Raw genomic sequence first — 25,044 nt, forward strand, 5'->3', positions numbered from 1 at the left:
CACTACTCCAAGCCATCTAAAATTTCATCAACGGATGCTTCGGTCAGGTTCTCATAGTAGTCCTTTCCGATCATCATCATGGGAGCACCGCCACAAGCGCCCAGGCACTCGACCTTCTTAATCGAGAACTTGCCGTCTTCAGTGACTTCGCCAACACCCACGCCTAACTTTTTCTCCAAATGCTCGAGAATCTCATCGCTGCCGCGCAGCATACAAGAGATATTGGTACACAAACAAATCTTATGCTTACCGACCGGCTCGTGCTCATACATGGAATAGAAAGTCGCGACCTCATAGACGGCAATCGGAGTCATATCGAGATAATCGGCGACCTGATCCATCAACTCGGTTGTCAGGTGTCCGCCATTCACTTCCTGCACGATGCGCAGAGCCGGCATGACCGCTGATTGCTTTTGATCCGCCGGGTAATGCGATACCCAGCGGTCGATACGCGCTTTCACGTCGCCTTGAATGATGCTTTCATTCACTGAACTCATCGGTCAATCTCCCCAAATACGATATCTTGCGTTCCAATAATGGCCACGACATCCGCAATCATGTGCCCTTTCGCCATTTCATCGAGCGCGGCAAGATGCGGAAAACCAGGCGCTCTGACTTTCAAGCGATAAGGCTTGTTAGCACCATCCGAAACCATGTAAATACCAAATTCACCTTTTGGGTGTTCAACCGCGGCATAAGCCTCGCCTTCCGGAACAGAATAACCTTCCGTAAAGAGCTTAAAGTGATGGATAAGCGCCTCCATGTTCGACTTGGCGTCTTCACGGGATGGCGGCGTCACTTTGTGATTCTCGGAAATGACCGGACCTGGGTTCTCTTTCAGCCATTTCACACATTGTTTGATGATCTTGTTGGATTCGCGCATCTCCGCGACGCGCACCAAATAACGGTCATAGCAATCACCGGTTTGACCGACTGGAATATCGAAATCCAACTTATCGTAGACTTCGTACGGTTGTTTCTTACGTAAATCCCAGGCAATCCCTGACCCTCTCAACATCGGACCGGTAAAGCCCAACTGCATCGCGCGTTCCGGCGATACAATACCAATATCAACGGTTCTTTGCTTCCAGATACGGTTATCGGTCAACAGCGTTTCATATTCGTCGATATAGCCTGGGAAGCGCTCGGTAAACGCTTCGATAAAGTCCAACAACGACCCCTCACGGGTTTCGTTTAATTGGTCCAGCTTCTTGCCGGAGTGCCATTGAGATTCTTCATACTTGGCCATGGTATCGGGCAAATCGCGATACACGCCGCCAGGACGATAATAGGTTGCGTGCATACGCGCGCCGGAAACCGCCTCGTAGCAGTCCATTAAGTCTTCACGCTCCCGGAAGGCATACAGGAAAACCGTCATGGCACCAATGTCCAGTGCATGCGCACCCAGCCACATCAAGTGATTCAGAACACGGGTGATTTCATCGAACATCACGCGAATGTATTGCGCACGCTCCGGCACGTCTAAATCGAGCATTTTTTCAATCGCCATCACATAGGCATGCTCGTTCGACATCATGGAAACGTAATCCAAACGATCCATGTAACCAATGGATTGGTTATATGGCTTGTACTCTGCCAGTTTTTCCGTTCCACGGTGCAACAACCCGATATGCGGATCGGAACGCACAATCGTCTCACCGTCCAATTCCAGCACCAAACGCAACACGCCGTGCGCGGATGGATGCTGAGGACCGAAGTTAAGGGTATAGTTACGAATTTCAGACATAATTAGCTCTACTTATCCATTAGGTTCGGCATCATTACGAATCACACGCGGAACATTCACGCGATTCTCAATCGTAACAGGCTCATAAACAACTCGTGCTTTCTCAGCGTCATAGCGCATCTCAACGTGCCCCGTCAACGGGAAGTCCTTACGCAACGGATGCCCCACAAAACCGTAATCGGTCAAAATACGTCGCAAATCCGGATGACCGCTGAACAGAATGCCGAACAAATCAAAGGCTTCACGCTCGTACCAGTCGGCACAGTTCCAAATCGACACAACGGAATCCACCACCGGCATCTTAGAATCCGCCGGGAAGACCTTCACTCTCAAGCGAAGGTTATGTTCGACCGACAGCAAGTGATACACTACGGCAAACCGTCTCGGCATCTCTGTCTGCTCATTGGATTCGTCTTCCGCAAAATCGAAAACACCGCGGCTAAAGCCCGCTTTGGTTGCTTTACGCGTTTCCCAAGTCGCATCGCCATAAGCGAGATAATCGACACCACAAACATCGATCAACAGCTCAAAACCCAAATCGTTTTTCAATTTTTCAAACGCTTCCAACGCCTTTACAGGCGCCAACTCAATGGTCAATTCGTTCAGTTTGATATCTGAAGCTACCACGGCATCCGCCAAAGCTGTTTGAACGTTTGTTTGTAAATCCAATACCGATTGTTTCATAACACTTTCCCGTTCTGTTTCAGACTAGCGCGCAATGGTGTTCGTGCGTTTGATTTTGTTTTGCAGCTGAATGATGCCATACAGCAAGGCTTCAGCCGTTGGAGGGCAACCCGGTACATAAATGTCCACAGGAACAATCCGGTCGCAGCCGCGCACAACGGAATAGGAATAATGATAGTAACCACCGCCATTCGCACAGGACCCCATCGAAATGACCCAGCGCGGTTCGGCCATTTGGTCATAAACCTTTCGCAGAGCCGGAGCCATCTTGTTCACCAAGGTACCCGCCACGATCATGACATCCGACTGACGCGGACTCGGTCGGAAAATAATACCGAAACGGTCCAAATCATAACGGGAAGCCCCGGCGTGCATCATTTCAACTGCGCAGCAGGCCAAGCCAAACGTCATCGGCCACAAGGAACCGGTACGCGCCCAGTTAATCAGTTTATCGGCGGAAGTGGTGACAACCCCTTCCTTTAAAACGCCTTCTATTCCCATTCCAGCGCTCCTTTTTTCCACTCATAAATAAAACCGATTACCAGCAGAGACAAGAAAGCCGCCATTGCCATCAGTCCGAAAGTACCTACTTCTTCCAGCGCAATTGCCCACGGAAACAGGAAAGCGATTTCCAAATCGAAAATAATGAATAGGATGGCGACCAAATAGAAACGGACGTCGAACTTCATTCGAGAGTCCTCGAACGCTTCGAAACCGCACTCATAAGGAGACAGCTTTTCAGGATCGGGTTTTCTCGGCCCGAGAATGTAACCCATCACAATAGGTCCAATTCCGAACAGAATGCCCAACACGACAAAAACGAGAATGGGTAAATAATTTTCTAGCATAGGTTTCAAGCCCCTCTAGTTCAAAATGCACCGCTACATTTTGATTTTCGCTGATGAACTCAGCTTGTATCGTTATCAGCGCTTTCGCGCTCAGTTTAAACATGGTGCCGATGGCCGGATTTGAACCGGCACGGCTTACGCCACTACCCCCTCAAGATAGCGTGTCTACCAATTCCACCACATCGGCAAATTCTGTATCAGTTCGGTACGACCGGTTCTTCCGAAGACGTATCCGCTTTTTCTTCAACCACTGGCTTTTGCACAACACTTTGATAGCCCTTGGCCTGTTCGGAGCCCAAGTACGCCAAGGTTAAACTAGTGATAAAGAAAATCACCGCCACCACAGACGTCACCTTAAGCATGAAACTGTTCGAGCCGCTGCTGCCGAATACGGATTGAGACGAACCGCCACCGAAGTTGGCACCGGCATCCGCGCCTTTCCCTTGCTGCAACAACACCAGCACGATTAACACAAACGCAATCACCAAGTGGATTGCCAAAATAATTTGAAACATATTACTGTTCTCCCGCCGCACGACAGATGGCGATGAAGTCATCGGCATTCAAAGAAGCACCGCCGATCAAACCACCATCAATGTCCGGCTGACTGAATAATTCGGCGGCATTACCAGGCTTGACACTGCCACCGTACTGAATAATCACTTTTTCCGCGACCGCTGAATCTTTTGCCGCCAATTGTCCGCGAATAAAGGCATGTACTTCTTGTGCCTGCGCAGACGAAGCCGTCTTCCCGGTTCCGATCGCCCAAACCGGCTCATAAGCGATCACGACATTCGCAAAAGCCGCAATGCCGACTTCATCAATCACGGCATTTAATTGCGTTGAAATCACGGTTTCCAACTGACCGGACTCACGCTCTTCAAGCGTTTCACCCACGCACAGAATCGGCGTCAAGCCCATGCCTAAAGCCGTTTTAACCTTTCGGGCAATCTCAGCGTCGGTTTCACCATAAATGGCACGACGCTCAGAATGTCCTAGGATGACATATTCGCAACCCAAATCCTTTAACATGGCGGCCGACGTTTCGCCGGTAAACGCACCACTAACGGGTTCCTCTGCAATATTTTGACCGCCAACGGCAATATTGCTTGCCACTAAGCAATTTTTTGTATAGTCTAAATACACCGCAGGTGGACAAACGGCGACCGATACATTCCCGACTGAATCTGCCTGGGCGTTCAAACCGGTCACAAGTGTTTTGATTGAGGCCTTATCCCCGTGCATTTTCCAATTACCAGCAACGAATAACTGTCTCATCCCGTTTAGTCTCCGACACAAAATTCCGCCTATATTAGCGGTTTCTTTTTCAAAAAACAATCTTGACAATCTTAACAAAATTCTGTTTCAACAACCTTTACCAGGCCTGAAACTTCGCTTTCCACCAAGGTCAGATCTTCACCTTCGACCATCACTCGAATCAAAGGTTCCGTACCGGATGCGCGTATCAAAACCCGCCCCTTTCCGGCCATTCTTTTTTCCGATGCTTCCACAGCCGAATTCAGCGCTTCATTAGCACTAATATCTGCAAAACCATCCACTCGTACATTCTTCAATACCTGCGGATACTTTTTCATTCCACGCTTCAAGTCCTCCAGCTTCTGACCTGACTCGACCAAAATAGCCACCACTTGAAGTGCGGCCACGATACCGTCACCCGTCGACGTTTTATTCAAACACAATACATGACCGGAAGGTTCTGCCCCTAAAGACCAGCCTTTTTCAACCAGAGCGGACATCACATATCGATCGCCCACCGCGGTTCGCAGCAACTCGATTCCCTTATCCTTCAAGGCGTTTTCCAACCCCAAGTTGGTCATTAAAGTGCCCGCCACACCTTTGACCGGAAACTTGGAACCTGTGGCCAGAATGTAAAGAATCTCATCCCCATCCACGACATCGCCTTTTCCATCAACCATCATCACCCGATCACCATCGCCATCGAAAGCGATACCAAAATCGGCTTTCTCCAGCACGACCCGAGCCTGAAGCTGTTCCAAGTCCGTCGCGCCGCAGTCGTCATTGATATTGATGCCGTCCGGCTGCGTGCCAATCGCCACCACCTCTGCACCCAACTCACGAAAAACCGACGGTGCAATGTGATAGGTCGCGCCATTGGCACAATCCAAAACAATCTTGTAACCGTCAAGCTTCTGAGAACTGTCATAAGTACTCTTACAAAATTCAATATAGCGGCCGGCGGCATCATCAACGCGGCGAGCTCTTCCCAGCTCGGACGACGAACAGATCGTCAATTCCTCTTCAAACGCCGCTTCGACTCTCAATTCCATTTCATCAGAGATTTTCTTTCCCTTACCGGAAAAAAACTTGATGCCATTGTCATAATGCGGATTGTGCGACGCACTGATAACGATACCGGCATCGGCATGGAAAGTCTGCGTCAAATATGCAATCGCCGGCGTCGGCATCGGCCCGAGCAAGAGCACATCCACCCCGGCGGAAATAAACCCGGCCTCCAGTGCCGACTCGAACATATAACCGGAAATACGCGTATCCTTACCAATCATGACCTTGGTTCCGCCCTGCTCTTTAAGCACTTTACCGGTAGCCCATCCCAGCTTGAGAATCTGGTCCGGACGAATCAAACCTTTCCCGACCTGATTGCGAATACCATCCGTACCGAAATATTTCTTTGCCTTTGCCATCTATTTACTATCCAACCTTACTCAACCTTTACAACAATGCCATAGTCACTTTCAGCGCCTGAACCGTTTCGGCCACATCGTGCACCCGCAAAATTTTAGCGCCCTTCAAAGCTGCTAGTGACGCAGCGGCCACACTGCCGATGACACGTTCATCAACCGGCACATCGCCCAACAACTCGCCAATCATGCGTTTACGTGACACCCCGACAAGCAGTGGGTATTGTAATTCAGAAAACATCTCAAGTCGCTCAAACAGCTCAATATTATGCGTTAATGTTTTACCGAACCCAAAACCGGGATCCAAGGTAATCGCCTCCGGTTTAACACCCTGCTGTACACAAGCATCTGCACGGGCGGCCAAATACTTGAAAACCTCGTTGAACACACCGTTTTCATACACGGGGTTGGCCTGCATATTTTTCGGCGTACCTTTTTTATGCATCAGACACACCGCCACTCCGGAATCGGCGACCAACTCAACCGCGCCATCCGACTCCAAAGCATTGATGTCATTAATCATATCCACCGAAAATGCAATCGACTCTTTCATGACCTGGGGCTTATAGGTATCGACGGAAACATAAGCATCACAATGGCTTTTAACCCATTCCATTGCTGGCAAAACGCGGTCCAGCTCTTCTTGCAGCGATACTTCCGGCGCACCAGGCCTGGTCGATTCCCCACCAATATCAATCATATCCGCACCGGCCGCCACCATCGCATCCACCTGACGACGAACGGCATCTTTCGATACAAATCGTCCGCCATCCGAAAACGAATCCGGGGTTACATTCAAAACCCCCATTACCAGCGGTCTTTCCAAGCCGGAATCATGCAGTTTTTCAATCAATGTCACGTGTTTTTGTCCCCATAAAAAAAACCCCGTAAAGGGGTTTTTCTAACCATTCCAAGTGGAATCAATGTAGTTTCGGCTCGCCGCCCTCAACGGAATCATCCGAAGACAAATCCGTTTTGGTGTCACCGGTCGGTGTTTCAGCTTCATCACTCAATACCGGTGTAGAAGAAGAATCGTCACCACCGGATCGCTCCTGCCAATCCTTCGGCTCACCCGGCTCTTTACCTTCCATCAGGTTTTTAATTTGATCCGAATCAATGGTTTCATATTGCATCAACGCATCCGCCATCGCATGCAACACATCGATTTTATCGGTCAAAATCTGTTCGGCACGCTGATAGTTGCGATCAATGAAATTACGAATCTCGACATCGATTTCCTTGGAGATTTCACCGGACACATTCGCGTTACGCGACGACCCCATCAAGGAACCATTGTCCTCTTCTTCATACATCAAAGGCCCAAGCTTATCGGACAACCCCCACTTGGTGACCATATTACGGGCAATCTGAGTCGCGCGCATAATGTCATTACTCGCCCCGGTCGTGACCGCGTCGGCACCGAAAATCATCTCCTCGGCAATCCGCCCACCGTACAGACTCGACAACTGACTTTCCAACTTACGTTTGCTGTAACTGTAGGAATCTTCTTCCGGCAGATACATGGTCACACCCAGTGCACGACCACGCGGCATGATACTGACCTTATAGACGGGATCATGCTCCGGCACCAAATAACCGACAATGGCGTGCCCAGCTTCATGATAAGCCGTGAGTTTCTTCTCCTCCTCACTCATCACCATGCTCTTACGCTCAACCCCCATCAGGATTTTGTCTTTGGCTTTTTCAAAATGCGCTTGTGTCACCAGACGGTCATTGTTACGAGCCGCAAATAACGCGGCTTCATTGACCAAGTTTGCCAAGTCCGCCCCGGAAAAGCCCGGTGTCCCCCGCGCAATCAACGCCGGCTTAACATCATCCGATAAGGGAACTTTACGCATATGCACTTTCAAAATCTGTTCACGACCTCGCACATCCGGCAAGCCCACCGTTACCTGGCGGTCGAAACGACCAGGACGCAACAAGGCCGGATCCAACACATCCGCACGGTTGGTCGCAGCGATCACAATCACACCCTCACTGCCTTCGAAACCATCCATTTCCACCAGCATCTGGTTCAACGTCTGCTCACGTTCATCGTTTCCGCCGCCCATGCCGGCACCACGACTGCGCCCAACAGCGTCAATCTCGTCGATAAAGATGATACAAGGCGAGTGCGCCTTGGCTTGCTCAAACATATCCCGTACACGCGAGGCACCCACCCCGACAAACATTTCCACGAAATCGGAACCGGAAATACTGAAAAACGGCACCTTGGCTTCCCCGGCAATCGCTTTCGCCAGCAAAGTTTTACCTGTCCCCGGAGGTCCAACCATCAAGACACCACGGGGAATATTCCCACCGAGGTTCTGATATTTTTCCGGGTCACGCAGAAAGTCGACAATCTCACCAACTTCCTCTTTCGCTTCATCGGCTCCAGCCACGTCTTCCAAGGTCACTTTCACCTGATCGTCGGTCAACATGCGCGCTTTACTTTTCCCAAACGACATTGGGCCACCTTTACCGCCCAAGCCACCACTCATGGAGCGCATGAAGAAAATCCAAATGGCGATCAACAACAACATCGGGAACCAGGAAATGAAAATCTGCATCAACAAACTTTGCTTTTCCGGCGGACGCGCCGTTACCTTAACGTTATTATTCAGCAAATCACCCATCAAGCCGGCATCGCCCGGGTTATAGGTCGTAAAAGCTTTTCCGTCGGTGAAGACACCGTGAATCGTGCCTCCTTCAATCGAAACCTGACTGACAGAACCATCACGAACACGGTCGATAAAATCCGAGTACGCCAACTGGGAACTGCTTCCCATCAATTTTTGACCGCTGAAATGGTTAAAGATGGACAGCATCACCGTGGCCACCACTGTCCAAATCAAAATATTTTTCAACATATCATTTTTCATAATCCACCTTCGGAATCATTCGCTTTCGCTTTTTTTTGACTGTTAGATAAGCGTCACTTTACCACAAAACGCTATAAATATTCTTTATAGATGCTTAAGCGCGCGATTGTTTTTTTACATCATGGTCATTGCTTTTAACCATCACCCGAATCCCTCAGGGTTTCTTGCCTCTGGCCAAAACGTATATCTCTTTGCTTCTGGGGCGGGACGCCTTAGGTTTTCGCGTCAAGACCTTTTGGTACTGCTGCCGCAGACGACTAAGTAATTGATCGTAACCTTCTCCCTGGAACACTTTCATCAACAAATCGCCATTCGGTTTCAGAACCTGCTCGGCCAAATCGACACACAATTCCACCAAATACATGGCGCGAGGAATATCAATGCCTTTATTACCGGTCATATTCGGCGCCATGTCGGACATCACCAAATCGACTTCCCGGCCGTCCAGCGCACCCAGTAATGCCTGGTAGACCTCATCTTCCTGAAAGTCGCCCTGAATAAACGTCACGCCAGCAAAAGGTTCCACCGGAAGAATATCCAATGCAAACACCCGACCTTCTTCACCAACCTTATGGGTCGTCCATTGTGACCAACCACCCGGCGCGGCTCCCAGATCGATGACCGTCATCCTCTTTCGGAACAATTGATCTTTTTCGTCGATTTCCTGTAGCTTATAAATCGCCCGTGAACGCCAACCCTCTTGTTTGGCTTTGTTCACATAGTAGTCGTCAAAATGTTCTTTCAGCCAGCCAGCGCTGGATTTACTTCTTGCCATCGTGTTTTATCACTTTTTCCGCTAGAATATCACTTTCGCCGACACGACCGAAGTCGTATCGGCCAAACACAACTTCGTTGCTGTTACCGTCAAGCGACACCAGTCGGACAAAGTGCCGACAAATGTCGATTTGATACTTCATAATAATATGTTTTGGAAATTCAATGCCACAGACCAAAAAACTTTCAAATAATCAAAAACGATTCTTAAGAGGGATTGCACACGGACTGAACCCGGTCATCCTGATCGGAGCCAATGGTTTAACGGACAACTTGATGCAGGAACTGGAAACGACCTTATCGCATCACGAATTGTTAAAAATCAAAATGGCGTCAGCGGAAAGAGCCGACCGAAAAGACATCGTTGATTACATCCTGCAACAAACTGGAGCCGAACTGGTGCAATCCATCGGTAAAACCGTGGTGATTTTCCGTCAAAACGAAGACTCGGAATTACAACTCCCGAAATAATCTTCGCTCTCCGCCTGCTTTAACGGAAACCGTTAAAGCAACGCGTCCAAGCCTCGGCTTAAATCCGTCCGGATATCCTCAAAACTCTCCAATCCGACCGACACCCGCAATAGATTTTCGGTAATCCCGGCTTTCAACCGCTCTTCCGGTTCCACTCGACAATGTGTCGTGGTCGCCGGGTGAGTAATACTGGTTTTCACATCGCCGAGATTCGCCGTGATGGAAATCATTTGCGTGGCGTCCACCACTTGCCAAGCGGCTTCACGACCGCCGATCACTCGAAAAGACAAGAGACCACCCGGCCCTTTTTGCTGTTTTGCCACCAAATCATGCTGCGGGTGCGAGGCCAGGCCTGGATAAAACACCGATTCCACCGCCGGATGGGCTTGCAGCCATTCCGCCAAGCGTTGCGCGCGTTCGCAATGGGCATCCATCCGTAATTTCAAGGTTTCCAAGCCTTTCAAAAACACCCAAGCATTAAACGGACTCATTGACGGCCCCGCGGTTCGAATCACGCCACGGATATGTTCTTCAATCAAGGTTTCGGAACCGACAACCGCCCCGCCGATCATACGACCTTGCCCATCCAAAAACTTGGTCGCGGAATGCACCACCAAATCAGCGCCCATCGTCAAAGGCGTTTGTAACGCCGGTGTACAAAAGCAATTATCGACAATTAACAACGCATCATTGTCATGCGCCAAGTCCGCCAAAACCGTTAAATCGGCCACTTCCGTCAGCGGATTGGATGGCGTTTCCAAAAACAGGGCTTTGGTTTTCGGCGTGATGGCGCTCTGCCAAGCACTCAGCTCCGTCAAAGGTACATAAGTGATTTCGATGCCGAATTTTTTAAGATAGCGATCAAACAACGCCTTGGTGGTACCAAACACACTTCTCGACGATACGATGTGATCGCCAGACTCCAACAGCCCTAAAAACGTCGACAAAATCGCGGCCATTCCCGACGCGGTGCCGACACAGCTTTCACCCTGCTCCAACGCCGCTAAACGTTTTTCAAACGCGCGCACCGTTGGATTGGTAAACCGCGAATACACATTGCCCGCTTCATTTCCGGCAAAACGGTCGGCCGCTTGCTGCGCCGAACGATACCGAAAGCTCGATGTCGGAAAAATCGCTTCGGAATTTTCCTGCTCCTGAGTCTGGTCGTAACCGTAGCGAATCGCCAACGTCTCTAAATCGAAATCATCAGTCATCGGAAGCATCACCGTTGTAAATACCAACCGGTTCTCGACCAACCCGTTTTTGAGCGGACTGAGCGGAATCGTTACGGTTTTTATCCAGAGACTCCAAATATTCCGGTGTGATATCACCGGTCACATAGCAACCGCTAAAGCAGGACGTATCAAATTCTTTGATGGATTTATTGCCTTGCCAAACCGCTTCAATCAAATCGTCCAAATCCTGATAGAACAAACGGTCGGCACCAATATACTCAGCAATCTGTTCAATATCTCGGCCATTCGCCACCAATTCGGTGGCGCTTGGCATATCGATACCATACACATACGGATAACGAACCGCCGGTGCCGCCGAAGCAAAATACACCTTCTTGGCACCCGCTTCGCGCGCCATCTGCACGATTTCACCCGACGTCGTGCCGCGCACGATGGAGTCGTCCACCAATAGGATATTTTTGCCTTCGAATTCCAACGGCACCGCGTTCAACTTCTGGCGCACGGATTTCTTGCGTAAGGTTTGCCCCGGCATGATAAACGTCCGCCCGATATAACGGTTCTTGATAAACCCTTCTCGGTAGGGTTTGCCCAACATGTCCGCTAATTGCAAGGCCGACGTCCGGCTCGTGTCCGGAATCGGCATCACCACATCAATGTCATTTTCCGGCCAATCACGCAAAATCTGCTCGGCCAACTTTTCCCCCATACGCAAACGCGATTTATAAACCGAAATATCATCGATCATCGAGTCGGGACGGGCAAAATACACAAATTCGAAAATACATGGGCTGTACTGAGGGTTGTCGGCACATTGCTTGAATTGGATGTTCCCCGATTCGCTGACAACAACCGCTTCACCCGGTTCCAAATCTTTCAACAGTTCAAAACCGGCGGCATCCAGCGCCACACTCTCGGACGCCAGCATATAGTCGACACCTTCAGAAGTCTGGCGTTGTCCAACAACAATCGGGCGCAATGCAAACGGGTCACGAAAACCGAACATGCCGACACTCGGAATCACACCCACCGCGGCATAACCGCCACGCGCACGTTTATGCACTCGGGAAATGGCACTGAAAATATCTTCCGCATCGACAAACAGTTTTTTCTGCTGCATCAACTCATGGGCGAATACATTCAGCAACACTTCGGAATCGGAATTGGTGTTTAGGTGACGTAAATCTTGTTCGTAAAGCTCTTTGCCTAACTGATCGGCATTGGTCAAATTACCGTTGTGCCCCATCGCAATACCGTAAGGCGAGTTAACGTAAAACGGTTGCGCCTCTGCGCCGGAAGAACTGCCCGCCGTCGGATAACGCACATGCCCGATTCCCATATTGCCATGCAAATCACGCATATGACGAGTGCGGAACACATCTTTCACCAAACCGTTATCCTTACGTTGGTACAAACGACCTTCCTGACACGTGACAATGCCTGCCGCGTCCTGTCCACGATGCTGCAACACCGTCAAGGCATCATAGATTTCTTGGTTAACAGGTGTGTTTGATACGATTCCGACGATCCCGCACATGGTGAGTTTTCTCCGATTATATAGCCCAGTTCGACACGCTTAAACGGCTAGGGCGTCCGTTTAAATTTAACCAGTTGCGACTGTATTCTTAACAGTCTGTCCAAACGTTTTTGATCTTTTTCCGCCAGTGCTTTCGAGGTATAAGGCCCCACTCTGACCGAATAATAATTACTCTTTGGAAAATACTTTATAAAGGCTTCATAGTCGTATTTCAACCGCCCCTGAAGCGTTTCCGCCATCTCTTTTTTACGATAGGCCACCAAGCGAATAATCCATTCCGAATCACCTTCGGAAGCTACAGCCGTCGCAGGTTCTTCTTTGGTCGGCGCCGCTTCAACCGGCGTTTTATCCACCGCTACCGTCTCTTCAGCGGCTTCTGACGTTGTTTTGGTCGTTGCTTCGGAAATCGTTTGCTTCGGCTCGGAAGACTTCGAGTCCGATGCCGTCGAGCGGTCATGCCCCGGCAATAAAAACGGCTTTTCCACTAAAATGGTTTTCGAGTCGGATGCATCGGCATCCGTTTGTGCGGTCGGATCGAAATTCACCGGATTGCTGTACCAGATCGGCACGATAATCACCAATAATCCCAGCCACACAAACGCGCCGGTCAAGCGATATTTGGACACTTGAAAGTCGGAAAGTTCCTGATTGTCGATTGGATCAGTCATGGTTCAAACAGGCCAAAGCTTGTGAAACGGTGAAAAAAGATCCCCAAACCAACATGCGCTCCCAAGGTTCGTCATGATGCGCGGCGACCGCTTCCGAAATATCCGAGTATTCTACTATATTATTGGCTGAAACGCCCGCCCGAAGCAAAAGCGCTTTCAGGTTTTCCAGCGACATGGCCCGAGGAACCGCCAGGTCGGCAATCGCCCATTTCTTCACATACGGCGCCACGGCCTGAACCATCGGCAAAGCGTCTTTATCGGCCAATACCGAGAAAATCGCCACATCCATGATCGGGTGTGTATCAAGAAAACGGGCCAATTCCATCGCAGCTTGGGGATTGTGCGCCACATCCACCAACCAGTGTTGTGCCCCCCGCTCAATGGATTGCAACCGTCCGGCATGCGTGACGGTTTCCAACCCCATATGCATAGCGGCATCCGACACCGGCAAACGCGCTTGTAACTGTTCAATCAACGCCAACACTCCGGCGGCATTTTGCAATTGAAAGCGGCCCTTCAATGCCGGCATCGGCAGTCCATCCCGAACCGATCCTTCCGACCCAAACGACCAGGCCTGGTCGTTTTCAACATAACCAAAGTCCCGCCCCAGTAACTGCAACGGCACTTGATGCTGCTCCGCATAATCCAACAAGGTCGTCGGTGCATCCGCATCGGAACACACGCTGGGGCGTCTCGAACGCATGATACCCGCCTTCTCAACGGCAATCTGACTGCGATCCGATCCCAGCCAATCCTGGTGATCGACATCAATCGCCGTAACCAAACTGGCATCAGCATCCACCAAATTGACCGCGTCTAAGCGCCCGCCAAGACCGACTTCCAAAATCACCACGTCCAACGAGTCTTGTGCAAACAGCCAAAGCGCGGCCAAGGTCGAAAATTCAAAATACGTCAGTTTGATATGCCCACGAGCGGCTTCAATGGCACAGAAAGCGTCGACAATTTGCTGGTCGGTCGCTTCATGACCGGCCAAAAGAATACGTTCGTTAAAACGCAAGAGATGAGGCGAGGTAAACACGCCGGTTCGAAACCCGGCCGCTTGATAAATGGCGTTCAGCATCGCCACACTGGACCCTTTGCCGTTGGTCCCCGCCACGGAAATGACCGTCGGCGCCATAGGGAGCAACCCCATGATTTCAGCAACGGATTTCACGCGTTCGATACCGAGATCGATTTCCTCGGCATGCAAGGACACCAGCCAATCAATCCAAGCTTGCAGACTGGAGTGGGATGTCGGTTTCACGGCTTCAGGAATGCATCAGGCCGGCTTTTTCAAAAGCATACGGCAGACGGAAGCCAATTCGGCACTCAACTGGTGACGGTGAATAATCATGTCAATAGCGCCGTGCTCCAACAGAAATTCACTGCGCTGAAAGCCTTCCGGCAGTTTTTCGCGCACCGTTTGCTCGATGACGCGTGGTCCGGCAAAACCGATCAGGGCTTTTGGTTCGGCGACATTCAGGTCACCCAACATCGCAAAACTGGCGGAGACGCCCCCCATAGTCGGGTCCGTCAAAACGGAAATAAACGGTAAGTTTTGGTCACGCAACTTGCCTAACGCCGCACTGGTTTTGGCCATTTGCATCAACGAAAACAAGGCTTCCTGCATGCGCGCGCCGCCACTGGCGGAGAACACAATCAACGGGCAACGGCGCTCAATGGCTTCATTCACCGCGCGCACGAATTTTTCGCCCATCACCGATCCCATGGAACCGCCCATGAACTTAAATTCAAACGCTCCGGCCACGACTTCCAGCCCTTGAATTTCGCCCACCATGGTCACAAAAGAATCTTTCTCGCCGGTAGCTTTTTGCGCTTGCGCAATACGGGATTTGTAGGGTTTAAGGTCCTTGAATTTCAAGGCATCGACCGGCGAGATATTCGCCGAAATTTCAACCGCCGTTCCATCGTCCAGGAAGGATTCCAAACGATCACGCCCACCCAAGCGCATATGGTGATCACACTTCGGGCAAACCTCCTGGTTACGTTTCACTTCGGCACGATACAAGGTGCTTTCGCATTTCGGGCACTTGGTCCACAGCCCTTCCGGAACGTTTTTCTTGCGTTCCGCCACTTGCTTGATACTCGGTAAAATCTTTTCAAACCAACTCATGATGTTCTCCAAACGGCCATTGATCCGTAACGGCCTGTTGCATATCTTATCTGTCTATTTAAGGCGTTATTCGCTGTCCGCTTTATTGATCGCCTGTTTGAATTCGCGCATTTTATCACTCAATACCTGCTCAATCACAGATAATTGTTGATCGGCATTCTGTTCAACCAAACTCACCAAAGCCGAACCGACAATAATGGCATCGCCCAGCTTCGCCATCTGATAAGCGGTGTCACCATCACGAATTCCGAAACCGATGGCCACCGGCATGGCCGTTTTCTGGCGCAAATGCCCAACATGCTGCGCCACATCCGATGCATCCAACGCTTTGGAACCGGTCACGCCTTTTAACGAAACGTAATAAACAAAACCGCTGCCCATATCATTGACGGCTTTCAAACGACCGTCCGGCGTCGTCGGCGACACCAGGAAGATGCGGTTTAAGGTTTCATCCTGTAAAGCGCTCAAATAACCATTGGTTTCTTCCGGAGGCATATCCACCGTCAAAACACCGTCCACACCAGCTTCTTTGGCATATTTCGCAAAGGTTTCCACGCCCATGGCTTCAATCGGGTTCAAATACCCCATCAAAATAACCGGGGTCTTGGCATCGGTTTTTCGGAACTCCGTCACATAACGAAAAACATCTTTCATGCTGACATGATACGCCAGCGCACGTTCCACGGCTTTTTGAATGACCGGACCATCCGCCATCGGATCGGAAAACGGCACGCCCAACTCCAACATATCCGCGCCCTGCTCGACCAGCGAATGCATTAATGAAACGGTCATATCCGGATGCGGGTCACCCGCGGTGATGTAAGGGATTAAAGCGGTCTTTCCTTGTTCTTTCAAGGCCGCCAACGTTGCATCAATTCGATTCATTTTAAAACTCAAACCCCTCTATCTTCGCGATGGTATTCATATCTTTATCACCACGGCCGGACAAATTCACGACAATGGTCTGATCCGGTCGCATGGTCGGCGCCAACTTGGTGGCATACGCCAAGGCATGGCTCGATTCCAACGCCGGAATAATACCCTCATAACGCGTCAAATCGCGAAAACCTTGCAGGGCTTCATCGTCGTTAATCGCGACATAGTCCACTCTCCCAATGTCTTTTAACCAAGAGTGCTCCGGCCCCACACCCGGATAATCCAGACCGGCAGAAATGGAGTGCGTCCCCATGATCTGCCCGTTTTCGTCTTCCATCAAATAGGTACGGTTACCATGCAACACACCTGGCTTGCCTTTACATAAAGGCGCGGCATGCTCGTTGGTTTCCAAGCCATGACCACCTGCTTCGACACCGTAAATCGAGACCGATTCGTCCGGTAAAAAATCATAAAACAACCCGATGGCATTAGAGCCGCCGCCCACGCAGGCGATCAAAGCATCCGGCAAACGCCCTTCTTTTTCCAAGTGCTGCTGCTTGGCTTCACGCCCGATGATGGCTTGAAAATCACGCACCATCGCCGGATACGGATGTGGGCCGGCTACGGTGCCGATAATGTAAAACGTATCGTCCACATTGGTCACCCAATCACGCATGGCCTCGTTCAAGGCATCCTTCAAAGTGCGGGTACCGGATTCCACCGCCACCACTTCGGCGCCCAGCATTTTCATGCGGGCCACGTTGGGTGCTTGACGTACCACGTCATCCGCGCCCATATAGACAACACATTCCAAGCCCAGGCGTGCCGCGACAGTCGCACTGGCCACACCATGCTGCCCGGCACCGGTTTCGGCGATGATGCGCGTTTTTCCAAGACGCTTCGCCAATAAGGCCTGTCCAATGGTGTTATTAATCTTATGCGCACCGGTATGATTCAAGTCTTCGCGCTTCAGGTAGATTTTCGCGCCGCCCAAAGATTCGGTCCATCGCTCGGCGAAATAAAGCGGACTCGGGCGCCCGACATAGTCTTGAAAGTCTTTGGTCAACTCGGCCAAAAATTCCGGGTCGTTTTTCAGACTTTCATACTGTTTATTCAAATCCTCCAACGCCGCCATCAGGGTTTCCGGCGCAAAGATGCCACCATAGATACCGAAATGTCCTTTTGAATCAGGATATTGCGAATAATCAACACTCATTCTTGAACTCACTTTTTCATCTCAATTTTAGGTTTGTGCGGATGCGTTGACCGCTTCCACAAACGCTTGAATCTGTGCCACCGACTTTTTGCCGGGTTGGGCCTCCACTCCGCCGCTGACGTCCACGGCCCAAGGTTGAACAGTTTGAACCGCCTGTCCGACGTTCTCCGCCGTCAATCCACCGGCCAGGATAATCGGCAAACAGGCGTCACCTCGCTTCAAGGGCGCAACCCAATCCCAGTTAAAGGCCTCGCCGGTACCGCCCGGCACGCCTTTCACATAGGTGTCGAGCAACAACGCCTGAGCCGACGCATAGTGCTGCGATAAGTCGGCTAGATTTGTATCCGGCTGCATACGCACCGCTTTAATGTACGGCCGCTCAAACTGCTCGCAAAATTCGACGGATTCATCGCCGTGAAACTGCAGCAAATCGATTTTCAAACGCTGAATCACGGTTTTCACCAGGCCTGGCTCAGGATTGACGAACAACGCCGTCGTGGTCACAAAGGCCGGCAGAACATCGATAATCGACCAGGCCTGGTCGATTTCAATATGACGCGGACTGGGTGGGTAAAACACAAATCCCAAGGCGTCGGCTCCGGCTTCCGCCGCCGCCAATGCATCCTCAGGCCGCGTCATGCCACAAATTTTAATGCGTGTTCGCATCACATCATCCTTGCCATAACAATTCGTTCAACTCAACCACCGGAAGCTCAAAGGCTTCTGGATAAAAGGCATTCACGAAGTAAAGTCCATCCGCCGGCGCCGTCATCCCCGCCTGGGTACGATCCTGCTTCGCCAGTAAATCCGTTACCCAAGTCACCGGTTTTTCCCCGCGACCGACTTCCAACAAGGTGCCAACGATATTACGCACCATGTGGTGTAAAAACGCATTGGCGCGGATATCGACAAACACGAAGTCGCCGCGACGCGACGCCTCAATCCACTGTACTTCCCGACGTGCATGCGCCGCTTGACACCCTGCTGCCCGGAAAGAGGAAAAATCGCGCTCGCCGATGAGTGCCTGTGCCGCCTGATGCATTTTCTGTTCATCCAGCGGCCAGCTTTCCCAGGTCACACGATGCGCCAAAATGGCCGAATGCACGGAACGATTGAAAATCACATAACGGTATTGGCGTGCCACCGCCGAGAAGCGAGCATGAAAATCGTCCGTCATGGGCTTGGCCCACACCACCCGAATATCACGCGGGAGCTTAGTATTCACGCCTTGCACCCAGGCTTTATCAGGACGTTCGGACGAGGTCACAAAATGCGCAACCTGACCAATGGCATGCACACCGGTATCGGTTCGACCGGCGCAATTCAACTCGATGGGTTCATTGGCAATTTCCGATAAAGCACTTTCCAAGTGCTGCTGCACCGACTCACAATGACGTTGTCGCTGCCAGCCGCAATAGGCCGTGCCTTGATACTCAATACCAATTGCCAGTAACGCCATTGGAGATTAAATGTGATCCTTAATCAGCAGTTCGGCGATTTGAACCGTGTTGGTTGCCGCGCCCTTACGGACGTTGTCGGCGACGACCCACAAATCCAGGCCTTTTTCGCAGGAAATGTCTTCACGCACACGCCCGACGTAAACCGGGTTGGTATCCGCTGCATCGGTCACCGCCGTCGGATAACCACCATCCTGGTGTTCATCAATCAACACGATGCCGTCGGCCGCTTTCAATACTTCCTTGGCTTTTTCTGCGGTGATTTTTTCTTTGGTCTCGATGTGAACCGCTTCACTGTGACCGTAGAAAACCGGTACACGTACGGCCGTCGGATTCACCAGAATGCTATCGTCACCCATGATTTTTTGAGTTTCCCACACCATTTTCATTTCTTCTTTGGTGTAACCATTTTCTTGGAAAACATCAATTTGCGGAATACAGTTAAAGGCGATTTGCTTCGGATACACCGTGGCTTCCACCGGTTTCAGATTCAACAGGTTCGCCGTTTGCGTCGCCAACTCATCAATCGCCTCTTTGCCGGAACCGGACACCGCTTGATAGGTGGCCACGTTGATGCGCGTAATGCCCACCGCATCATGAATCGGCTTCAACGCCACCAGCATCTGGATGGTTGAACAGTTCGGATTGGCAATGATACCGCGCGTTTTATAACCCGCTACGGCATCCGGATTCACTTCCGGCACCACCAATGGAATATCGTCGTCATAACGGAACTCGGACGTGTTATCCACCACCACGCAACCGGCCGCCGCCGCTTTCGGCGCGTACTCGCGGGACACGCTGGCTCCCGGTGAAAACAGGCCAATCTGAACTTTAGAGAAATCGAATGTCGCCAGATCCTGAATTTCGACCCAACCGCCATTGAATTCCAGTTTTTTACCCGCCGAACGGCTACTCGCCAACGGATAAAGGTTCCGAACAGGGAAGTTGCGTTCTTCCAACACTTTCAAAATGGTTTCGCCAACCGCACCGGTGGCACCCACGACCGCAACATCATACTGCTTTGACATACTTCTCCCTTCTTTGCTGTTTATTTCGTTGAAACGGCTTCTGCATCCGTTGCTTTGATATCGTCCGTAATGGCGTTTTTACTTTTTATCATCTCCACTACGGATTTCGCTTGGTTTTCCAATTTGGTTTTTTCATCTTCCGGGAAGCTGACAATTAACCCGCCCTCGGTCAATTCACGGCTTTCACCAATGAACTTCCCGCCGGATTCAATCATCATCTCGCCGCAGACCACTTCACCGAGCATCTTCCCGCTGGACAGAATATCAATGCTCTCACAAGCCACTTTCCCTTCCAGCGTGCCACTCACCACAATGGTCTTGGCTTTCACCAATCCGGTGACAATGCCTTTGTCACCGATGGACACATCGTAATCGGTTTCAATAATCCCATCGATATGCCCGTCTATATGTAAGGCACCACCCAGGTCTTTAATCTCACCGCTTATTTTACATCCCGCAGCAATAATTGTTTTTCCACCTGCTGGACGCGATCCTGAACCATTTGACTTAAAGATCCCCATGGTACACCTTTTACCTTTTTAAATATTTCATCGTAATCTTTTAAATCCCAGTTGATGAACGGAACGGGATTCAGCTTACGCTGCACAAAACTGACCTCATAATGCAAATGAGGCCCTGAAGACAAACCGGATGAACCGATTTCACCAATCAACTCACCCTTTTTCACCACCTGACCGGTTTTAACCAACAATTTACTCATGTGACCGTAAAGCGTTTTAAACCCGTAGTCATGCGAGATAATGATTAAACGACCATAACCGCTTTGTTTATGGTAGCCGGCGTATTCAATGACACCACTGGCTGTCGCGATGACACCGTCACCTCGCTTGCCGCGATAATCGATGCCACGGTGGAATTCACGCGTCCCTTTGACCGGGTGCGTCCGCCAGCCGAAACTACTGCTGACGCCTTTGTAGTCTTTTACCGGACGGCCGTTTGGAATATCTTCCAACATCACCTGCTTTTCCAACGTGGTGAGTTGAACAATCTTGACCCGATCGGTCACCAACGCATCTTCATCCGGTTTGACGCCAATCAAGTCTTCCAGGCCCTTCAGCGTCTGGTCCAGAAATTGAATCTGCTTGGTCCGGTTATCCAACTGCGTTTGCAGTTTTTTCTTTTCGGTTTCCAACGACAGGTAAGCACTTTTGCTCTTTTCCAGCACGGTGCGATATTCCTGCTCGGCGTTTTCCCGCTTGTCCTCAATATCGACAATTTCCTGGTTCAGCCACCAGATGACGGCCGCCGATCCGGCCAACAACAAAAAGATGAACAACACCACGAATAAGGCGATTTTTCGCATGAACTGCTTAAACGAAAAATGGCGGGAACCGTGTACATCGCTGATGGTGATTGTAAAATGATTCTTCATCTTAAACGGGAGGCTTCCTGTTCATCTCAAAAGGCGTTTTGTGCAGTTTACACGTTTACACGAAAAATGCACGAATCGTTCGTCGCTTTTACAGTGCCGCGACGACCGCATCCCCCATTTCCGAAGTCGAGACTTTCGTCAAGCCTTCCGACCAGATATCACCGGTTCTCAAGCCTTGATCCAAGACCTTGCTGACCGCGCTTTCAATTTTCAAGGCCAAATCTTCATGCCCCAGACTGTAACGCAACATCATCGCCGCCGACAGGATGGTCGCCAATGGATTGGCGATATTCTGCCCGGCGATGTCCGGAGCGGAACCGTGACTTGGTTCATACATCCCTTTATTGTTGGCATCCAATGACGCCGACGCCAACATGCCGATGGAACCGGTCAACATAGACGCTTCATCCGACAAGATATCGCCGAACATATTACCGGTCACCATGACGTCGAATTGCTTCGGATTCAACACCAACTGCATGGCGGCGTTATCCACATACATATGTTGAACAGACACCTCTGGATAATCCTTGGCGACTTCATCGATGATTTCACGCCACATTTCCGTCACTTCCAACACATTGGCCTTATCGACAGAACACAACTTTTTGTTACGCTTCATCGCCGCATCGAATGCCACGCGCGCAATACGTTTGATTTCGGACTCGGAATACACATAGGTGTTGTAACCTTGGCGTTCGCCGTTTTCCAAAGTACGGATACCGCGTGGCTGGCCGAAGTAAATCCCACCGGTCAATTCACGCACAATCAAAATATCCAGCCCAGCCACAACCTCCGGCTTCAACGTTGACGCATCCGCCAATTGCGGGAACAAATACGCCGGTCTCAGGTTAGCGAACAACTCCAGATTGGAGCGTAGAGACAAGAGTCCTTTTTCCGGGCGAACCGAAATATCCAACGACTCCCACTGATAACCGCCCACCGCGCCCAGCAAAATCGCATCAGACTGTTTGGCTTTTTCCAAGGTTTCATCCGCCAGCGGTACACCGTGTACATCGTAAGCCGCACCCCCGACCAAGTCGTGTGTCATCTTGATGTCCAGGCCATCGCTTTTTTGCAAGGCTTCCAGCACTTTCACCGCTTCGGCGGTAATTTCCGGCCCAATGCCATCCCCAGGTAAAATCAGTACTTCTTTTGTCATTTACAGTGTCTCTACAGTGTCTTTTATTAAATTACGTATTCAATGAGCCGCAAATCAAAACAGCCAAGGCGAGGCCGCTTTATGCTTGGTTTCAAAGGTTTTGATTTCATCTTCATGCTGCAAGGTCAAACCGATATCATCCAACCCGTTCAACAAACAATGTTTACGGAAGGCATCCACCTCAAACCCGATTGCCTCACCGTTCGGCTTGATGATTTGTTGATTTTCCAAATCGATGGTCAGCTCATAACCTTCCTGCGCGAAAATTTCTTTAAACAAACCGTCCACCGTCTGCTCGTCCAGCACGATTGGCAAGATTCCGTTTTTAAAACTGTTATTAAAGAAAATATCGGCAAAACTCGGCGCGATGATGACGTCAAAACCGTAGTCTTTCAAAGCCCATGGCGCGTGTTCGCGACTGGAACCACAGCCGAAGTTTTCACGCGCAATCAAAATTTGCGCACCCTGATAACGCGGCTGGTTCAACACAAAGTCTTTGCGTAACGGACGTTTGGAATTATCTCGTCCCGGCTCGCCGACGTCTTCGTAACGCCATTCATCAAACAAATTCGGTCCGAAACCGGTGCGTTTAATGGATTTCAGAAACTGCTTGGGGATAATCGCATCGGTATCCACATTGGCCCGATCCATTGGCGCCACGATGGCGGTAAATTTCGTAAACTTTTCCATTCTGACTCCTTATACCGCTTCTTTCATCATGTCACGCACGTCCACAAAGTGGCCGGCCACCGCGGCGGCGGCCGCCATTTGCGGACTGACCAAATGCGTGCGCCCGCCAGCGCCCTGACGCCCTTCGAAGTTACGGTTCGACGTGGAGGCACAGTGCTTACCGCTCGGCAGTTTATCGGCGTTCATCGCCAAACACATTGAGCAGCCCGGGTTACGCCACTCGAAACCGGCTTCAATGAAAATCTTATCCAACCCTTCGGCTTCGGCTTGTTGTTTGACCAGACCGGACCCCGGCACCACGATCGCTTGCTCAACCGAAGCGGCTACTTTACGGCCTTTCAACACGGCCGCCGCTTCACGAAAATCTTCGATGCGCGAGTTGGTACAGGAACCGATGAAAACATAATCCACCGGAATATCGGTAATCGCCATATCGGCTTCCAGCCCCATGTATTCCAACGCGCGGCGAATGCCGCTGGCTTTAACTTCGTCGGATTCATTCGCCGGGTTCGGCACTTTGCCATTGACATCCAAGACCATTTCCGGCGACGTTCCCCAAGACACTTGTGGTTCAATGCTGGCACCGTCGATTTCCACCACCTTATCGAACACGGCATCATCGTCGGATTTCAAATCTTGCCAGGCCTGAACGGCCATTTCCCACTGGTCGTCTTTCGGTGCCATCGGGCGGCCTTTTACATATTCGATGGTCTTATCATCCACCGCCACCAAACCGACACGCGCACCGGCTTCAATCGCCATGTTACACACGGTCATACGCCCTTCGATCGACATATCCCGGAACACCTGTCCGCCGAATTCGATGGCATGACCGTTGCCGCCGGCGGTACCGATTTTGCCGATAATCGCCAAGACCACATCTTTCGGTGTGACCCCCGGCTGCAATTGACCGTCCACCTTGATCAGCATGTTTTTCATTTTCTTTTGAATCAAGCATTGCGTGGCCAGCACATGTTCCACTTCCGACGTCCCCACGCCGTGCGCCAACGCTCCCAAAGCGCCGTGCGTCGCCGTATGAGAGTCACCACACACCAGCGTAATCCCCGGCAAGGTCATCCCTTCTTCCGGCCCGACCACATGCACGATACCCTGACGAATGTCGCCGATACCGAATTCGGTAATCCCGAAATGTTTGGTATTGGCATCCAATGTCTGCACCTGAATCCGCGAAATCGGATCGACAATGTCATCCACCGTTTTATACGGCGTGGTCGGCACGTTATGATCCGGCGTCGCCAAATTGGCGTTAATGCGCCAAGGTTTACGATTGGCGAGGCGCAGCCCTTCGAACGCCTGAGGCGACGTTACCTCGTGCAACAATTGACGATCGATGTAAATCAACGCCGTCCCGTCTTCTTCCTGACGGACGACGTGACTGTCCCACAATTTATCGTATAAGGTCTTGGCAGACATTGGTATAATCTCTCTCCTAAAAAACATGTGGCGTGAAACACTTTGTAAAATCGGCGTTTAAACGCTCTGAAAAGTCATTTCAACCGACGCATAAACCCTATTCTGTTTTAATTCAACGTAATTGATACGAATCAAGGTCAACAGTTAAGGTCTAAAAAATAGCTAA

Annotated in this window: 28 protein-coding genes and 1 tRNA gene; 1 reads left to right on the plus strand and 28 read right to left on the minus strand. The window is 50.7% G+C overall.

The genetic code is table 11. The annotated features are described in order from the left end of the window. Nucleotides 1-2: 2 nt before the first annotated feature. The 13 genes from nuoE to AYJ59_RS12980 all read right to left on the minus strand — a co-directional run bounded on the left by nuoE (nucleotide 3) and on the right by AYJ59_RS12980 (nucleotide 9,759). Nucleotides 3-497, minus strand: coding sequence for an NADH-quinone oxidoreductase subunit NuoE (gene nuoE / locus AYJ59_RS09155; protein WP_029937669.1), 495 nt, complete (start codon nucleotides 495-497; stop codon nucleotides 3-5). Next, nucleotides 494-1,747 carry an NADH-quinone oxidoreductase subunit D gene (locus AYJ59_RS09160; RefSeq protein ID WP_029937668.1) on the minus strand — a complete coding sequence of 418 codons (1,254 nt, stop codon included), beginning with the start codon at nucleotides 1,745-1,747 and terminating at the stop codon, nucleotides 494-496. The genes nuoE and AYJ59_RS09160 overlap by 4 nt, the downstream gene beginning before the upstream one ends. A gap of 12 nt (nucleotides 1,748-1,759) precedes the next feature. After that, the gene (locus tag AYJ59_RS09165; RefSeq protein WP_029937667.1) at nucleotides 1,760-2,431 is read right to left on the minus strand and encodes an NADH-quinone oxidoreductase subunit C; all 672 of its coding nucleotides are present in this window, start codon (nucleotides 2,429-2,431) and stop codon (nucleotides 1,760-1,762) included. Between the two features lie 24 nt (nucleotides 2,432-2,455). Continuing rightward, complete coding sequence (locus AYJ59_RS09170) at nucleotides 2,456-2,932, minus strand: NuoB/complex I 20 kDa subunit family protein (RefSeq protein ID WP_127119933.1); 477 nt, start codon at nucleotides 2,930-2,932, stop codon at nucleotides 2,456-2,458. After that, complete coding sequence (locus tag AYJ59_RS09175) at nucleotides 2,923-3,279, minus strand: NADH-quinone oxidoreductase subunit A (RefSeq protein ID WP_127119934.1); 357 nt, start codon at nucleotides 3,277-3,279, stop codon at nucleotides 2,923-2,925. Before AYJ59_RS09175 ends, AYJ59_RS09170 begins: the two co-directional genes overlap by 10 nt. 102 nt (nucleotides 3,280-3,381) lie before the next feature. Beyond that, a tRNA-Leu gene (locus tag AYJ59_RS09180) sits at nucleotides 3,382-3,466 on the minus strand. Between the two features lie 10 nt (nucleotides 3,467-3,476). Next, a complete protein-coding gene (secG, locus tag AYJ59_RS09185; protein WP_127119935.1) occupies nucleotides 3,477-3,794 on the minus strand; it encodes a preprotein translocase subunit SecG in 318 nt (105 codons plus the stop codon). Between the two features lies 1 nt (nucleotide 3,795). After that, nucleotides 3,796-4,557 (minus strand): triose-phosphate isomerase, encoded by a 762-nt coding sequence (gene tpiA, locus AYJ59_RS09190; RefSeq protein ID WP_127120423.1) that lies wholly within the window; start codon nucleotides 4,555-4,557, stop codon nucleotides 3,796-3,798. 71 nt (nucleotides 4,558-4,628) lie between these two features. Then, a complete protein-coding gene (glmM, locus tag AYJ59_RS09195; RefSeq protein WP_127119936.1) occupies nucleotides 4,629-5,963 on the minus strand; it encodes a phosphoglucosamine mutase in 1,335 nt (444 codons plus the stop codon). Between the two features lie 28 nt (nucleotides 5,964-5,991). Then, nucleotides 5,992-6,819 (minus strand): dihydropteroate synthase, encoded by an 828-nt coding sequence (folP, locus tag AYJ59_RS09200; RefSeq protein ID WP_237260314.1) that lies wholly within the window; start codon nucleotides 6,817-6,819, stop codon nucleotides 5,992-5,994. Between the two features lie 61 nt (nucleotides 6,820-6,880). Beyond that, nucleotides 6,881-8,830, minus strand: a complete 1,950-nt coding sequence (ftsH, locus tag AYJ59_RS09205) for an ATP-dependent zinc metalloprotease FtsH (RefSeq protein ID WP_237260315.1) — start codon at nucleotides 8,828-8,830, stop codon at nucleotides 6,881-6,883. A gap of 166 nt (nucleotides 8,831-8,996) precedes the next feature. Continuing rightward, entirely contained in the window at nucleotides 8,997-9,617 is a 621-nt protein-coding gene (rlmE, locus tag AYJ59_RS09210) for a 23S rRNA (uridine(2552)-2'-O)-methyltransferase RlmE (protein WP_127119937.1), read from the minus strand. Continuing rightward, nucleotides 9,604-9,759 carry a hypothetical protein gene (locus AYJ59_RS12980; protein WP_164730760.1) on the minus strand — a complete coding sequence of 52 codons (156 nt, stop codon included), beginning with the start codon at nucleotides 9,757-9,759 and terminating at the stop codon, nucleotides 9,604-9,606. The genes rlmE and AYJ59_RS12980 overlap by 14 nt, the downstream gene beginning before the upstream one ends. Nucleotides 9,760-9,781: 22 nt before the next feature. Here AYJ59_RS12980 and yhbY point away from each other — a divergent pair, with 22 nt between their 5' ends. Next, nucleotides 9,782-10,087 carry a ribosome assembly RNA-binding protein YhbY gene (yhbY, locus tag AYJ59_RS09215; protein ID WP_029937658.1) on the plus strand — a complete coding sequence of 102 codons (306 nt, stop codon included), beginning with the start codon at nucleotides 9,782-9,784 and terminating at the stop codon, nucleotides 10,085-10,087. A 32-nt stretch (nucleotides 10,088-10,119) separates the two neighbouring features. Here the strand turns inward: yhbY and AYJ59_RS09220 are convergent, their stop codons facing one another. The 15 genes from AYJ59_RS09220 to leuC form a co-directional block, all read right to left on the minus strand. After that, a complete protein-coding gene (locus AYJ59_RS09220) occupies nucleotides 10,120-11,301 on the minus strand; it encodes an O-succinylhomoserine sulfhydrylase (protein ID WP_206197868.1) in 1,182 nt (393 codons plus the stop codon). Then, nucleotides 11,294-12,817, minus strand: a complete 1,524-nt coding sequence (gene purF, locus AYJ59_RS09225) for an amidophosphoribosyltransferase (protein WP_029937656.1) — start codon at nucleotides 12,815-12,817, stop codon at nucleotides 11,294-11,296. Before purF ends, AYJ59_RS09220 begins: the two co-directional genes overlap by 8 nt. Nucleotides 12,818-12,864: 47 nt before the next feature. After that, the gene (locus AYJ59_RS09230; protein WP_029937655.1) at nucleotides 12,865-13,485 is read right to left on the minus strand and encodes an SPOR domain-containing protein; all 621 of its coding nucleotides are present in this window, start codon (nucleotides 13,483-13,485) and stop codon (nucleotides 12,865-12,867) included. Continuing rightward, nucleotides 13,478-14,749: a bifunctional tetrahydrofolate synthase/dihydrofolate synthase gene (gene folC / locus AYJ59_RS09235; RefSeq protein ID WP_127119939.1), complete on the minus strand. Its 1,272-nt coding sequence runs from the start codon at nucleotides 14,747-14,749 to the stop codon at nucleotides 13,478-13,480. The genes AYJ59_RS09230 and folC overlap by 8 nt, the downstream gene beginning before the upstream one ends. A 15-nt stretch (nucleotides 14,750-14,764) precedes the next feature. After that, on the minus strand, nucleotides 14,765-15,619 hold the full coding sequence (accD, locus tag AYJ59_RS09240; RefSeq protein WP_029937653.1) for an acetyl-CoA carboxylase, carboxyltransferase subunit beta: 855 nt from the start codon (nucleotides 15,617-15,619) through the stop codon (nucleotides 14,765-14,767). Nucleotides 15,620-15,685: 66 nt separating this feature from the next. After that, entirely contained in the window at nucleotides 15,686-16,504 is an 819-nt protein-coding gene (trpA, locus tag AYJ59_RS09245; protein WP_029937652.1) for a tryptophan synthase subunit alpha, read from the minus strand. A gap of 1 nt (nucleotide 16,505) precedes the next feature. Further along, the gene (gene trpB, locus AYJ59_RS09250; protein ID WP_029937651.1) at nucleotides 16,506-17,711 is read right to left on the minus strand and encodes a tryptophan synthase subunit beta; all 1,206 of its coding nucleotides are present in this window, start codon (nucleotides 17,709-17,711) and stop codon (nucleotides 16,506-16,508) included. Nucleotides 17,712-17,738: 27 nt separating this feature from the next. Continuing rightward, complete coding sequence (locus tag AYJ59_RS09255; RefSeq protein ID WP_127119940.1) at nucleotides 17,739-18,377, minus strand: phosphoribosylanthranilate isomerase; 639 nt, start codon at nucleotides 18,375-18,377, stop codon at nucleotides 17,739-17,741. A gap of 4 nt (nucleotides 18,378-18,381) precedes the next feature. Further along, nucleotides 18,382-19,170 carry a tRNA pseudouridine(38-40) synthase TruA gene (gene truA / locus AYJ59_RS09260; RefSeq protein ID WP_127119941.1) on the minus strand — a complete coding sequence of 263 codons (789 nt, stop codon included), beginning with the start codon at nucleotides 19,168-19,170 and terminating at the stop codon, nucleotides 18,382-18,384. A 6-nt stretch (nucleotides 19,171-19,176) separates the two neighbouring features. Then, complete coding sequence (locus AYJ59_RS09265; RefSeq protein ID WP_127119942.1) at nucleotides 19,177-20,199, minus strand: aspartate-semialdehyde dehydrogenase; 1,023 nt, start codon at nucleotides 20,197-20,199, stop codon at nucleotides 19,177-19,179. A 20-nt stretch (nucleotides 20,200-20,219) separates the two neighbouring features. Further along, nucleotides 20,220-20,720, minus strand: a complete 501-nt coding sequence (locus tag AYJ59_RS09270; RefSeq protein WP_029937647.1) for a bactofilin family protein — start codon at nucleotides 20,718-20,720, stop codon at nucleotides 20,220-20,222. Continuing rightward, nucleotides 20,642-21,592, minus strand: a complete 951-nt coding sequence (locus AYJ59_RS09275; protein WP_029937646.1) for a M23 family metallopeptidase — start codon at nucleotides 21,590-21,592, stop codon at nucleotides 20,642-20,644. The genes AYJ59_RS09270 and AYJ59_RS09275 overlap by 79 nt, the downstream gene beginning before the upstream one ends. 88 nt (nucleotides 21,593-21,680) lie before the next feature. Next, nucleotides 21,681-22,754, minus strand: a complete 1,074-nt coding sequence (gene leuB / locus AYJ59_RS09280; protein ID WP_127119943.1) for a 3-isopropylmalate dehydrogenase — start codon at nucleotides 22,752-22,754, stop codon at nucleotides 21,681-21,683. A 54-nt stretch (nucleotides 22,755-22,808) separates the two neighbouring features. After that, the gene (gene leuD, locus AYJ59_RS09285; protein ID WP_127119944.1) at nucleotides 22,809-23,444 is read right to left on the minus strand and encodes a 3-isopropylmalate dehydratase small subunit; all 636 of its coding nucleotides are present in this window, start codon (nucleotides 23,442-23,444) and stop codon (nucleotides 22,809-22,811) included. A gap of 9 nt (nucleotides 23,445-23,453) precedes the next feature. Next, the gene (gene leuC / locus AYJ59_RS09290; RefSeq protein ID WP_127119945.1) at nucleotides 23,454-24,878 is read right to left on the minus strand and encodes a 3-isopropylmalate dehydratase large subunit; all 1,425 of its coding nucleotides are present in this window, start codon (nucleotides 24,876-24,878) and stop codon (nucleotides 23,454-23,456) included. Between the last annotated feature and the right edge of the window lie 166 nt (nucleotides 24,879-25,044).

Origin of the sequence: Thiomicrospira sp. S5 (genome assembly GCF_003991075.1) — a bacterium.
GTDB lineage: Bacteria > Pseudomonadota > Gammaproteobacteria > Thiomicrospirales > Thiomicrospiraceae > Hydrogenovibrio > Hydrogenovibrio thermophilus.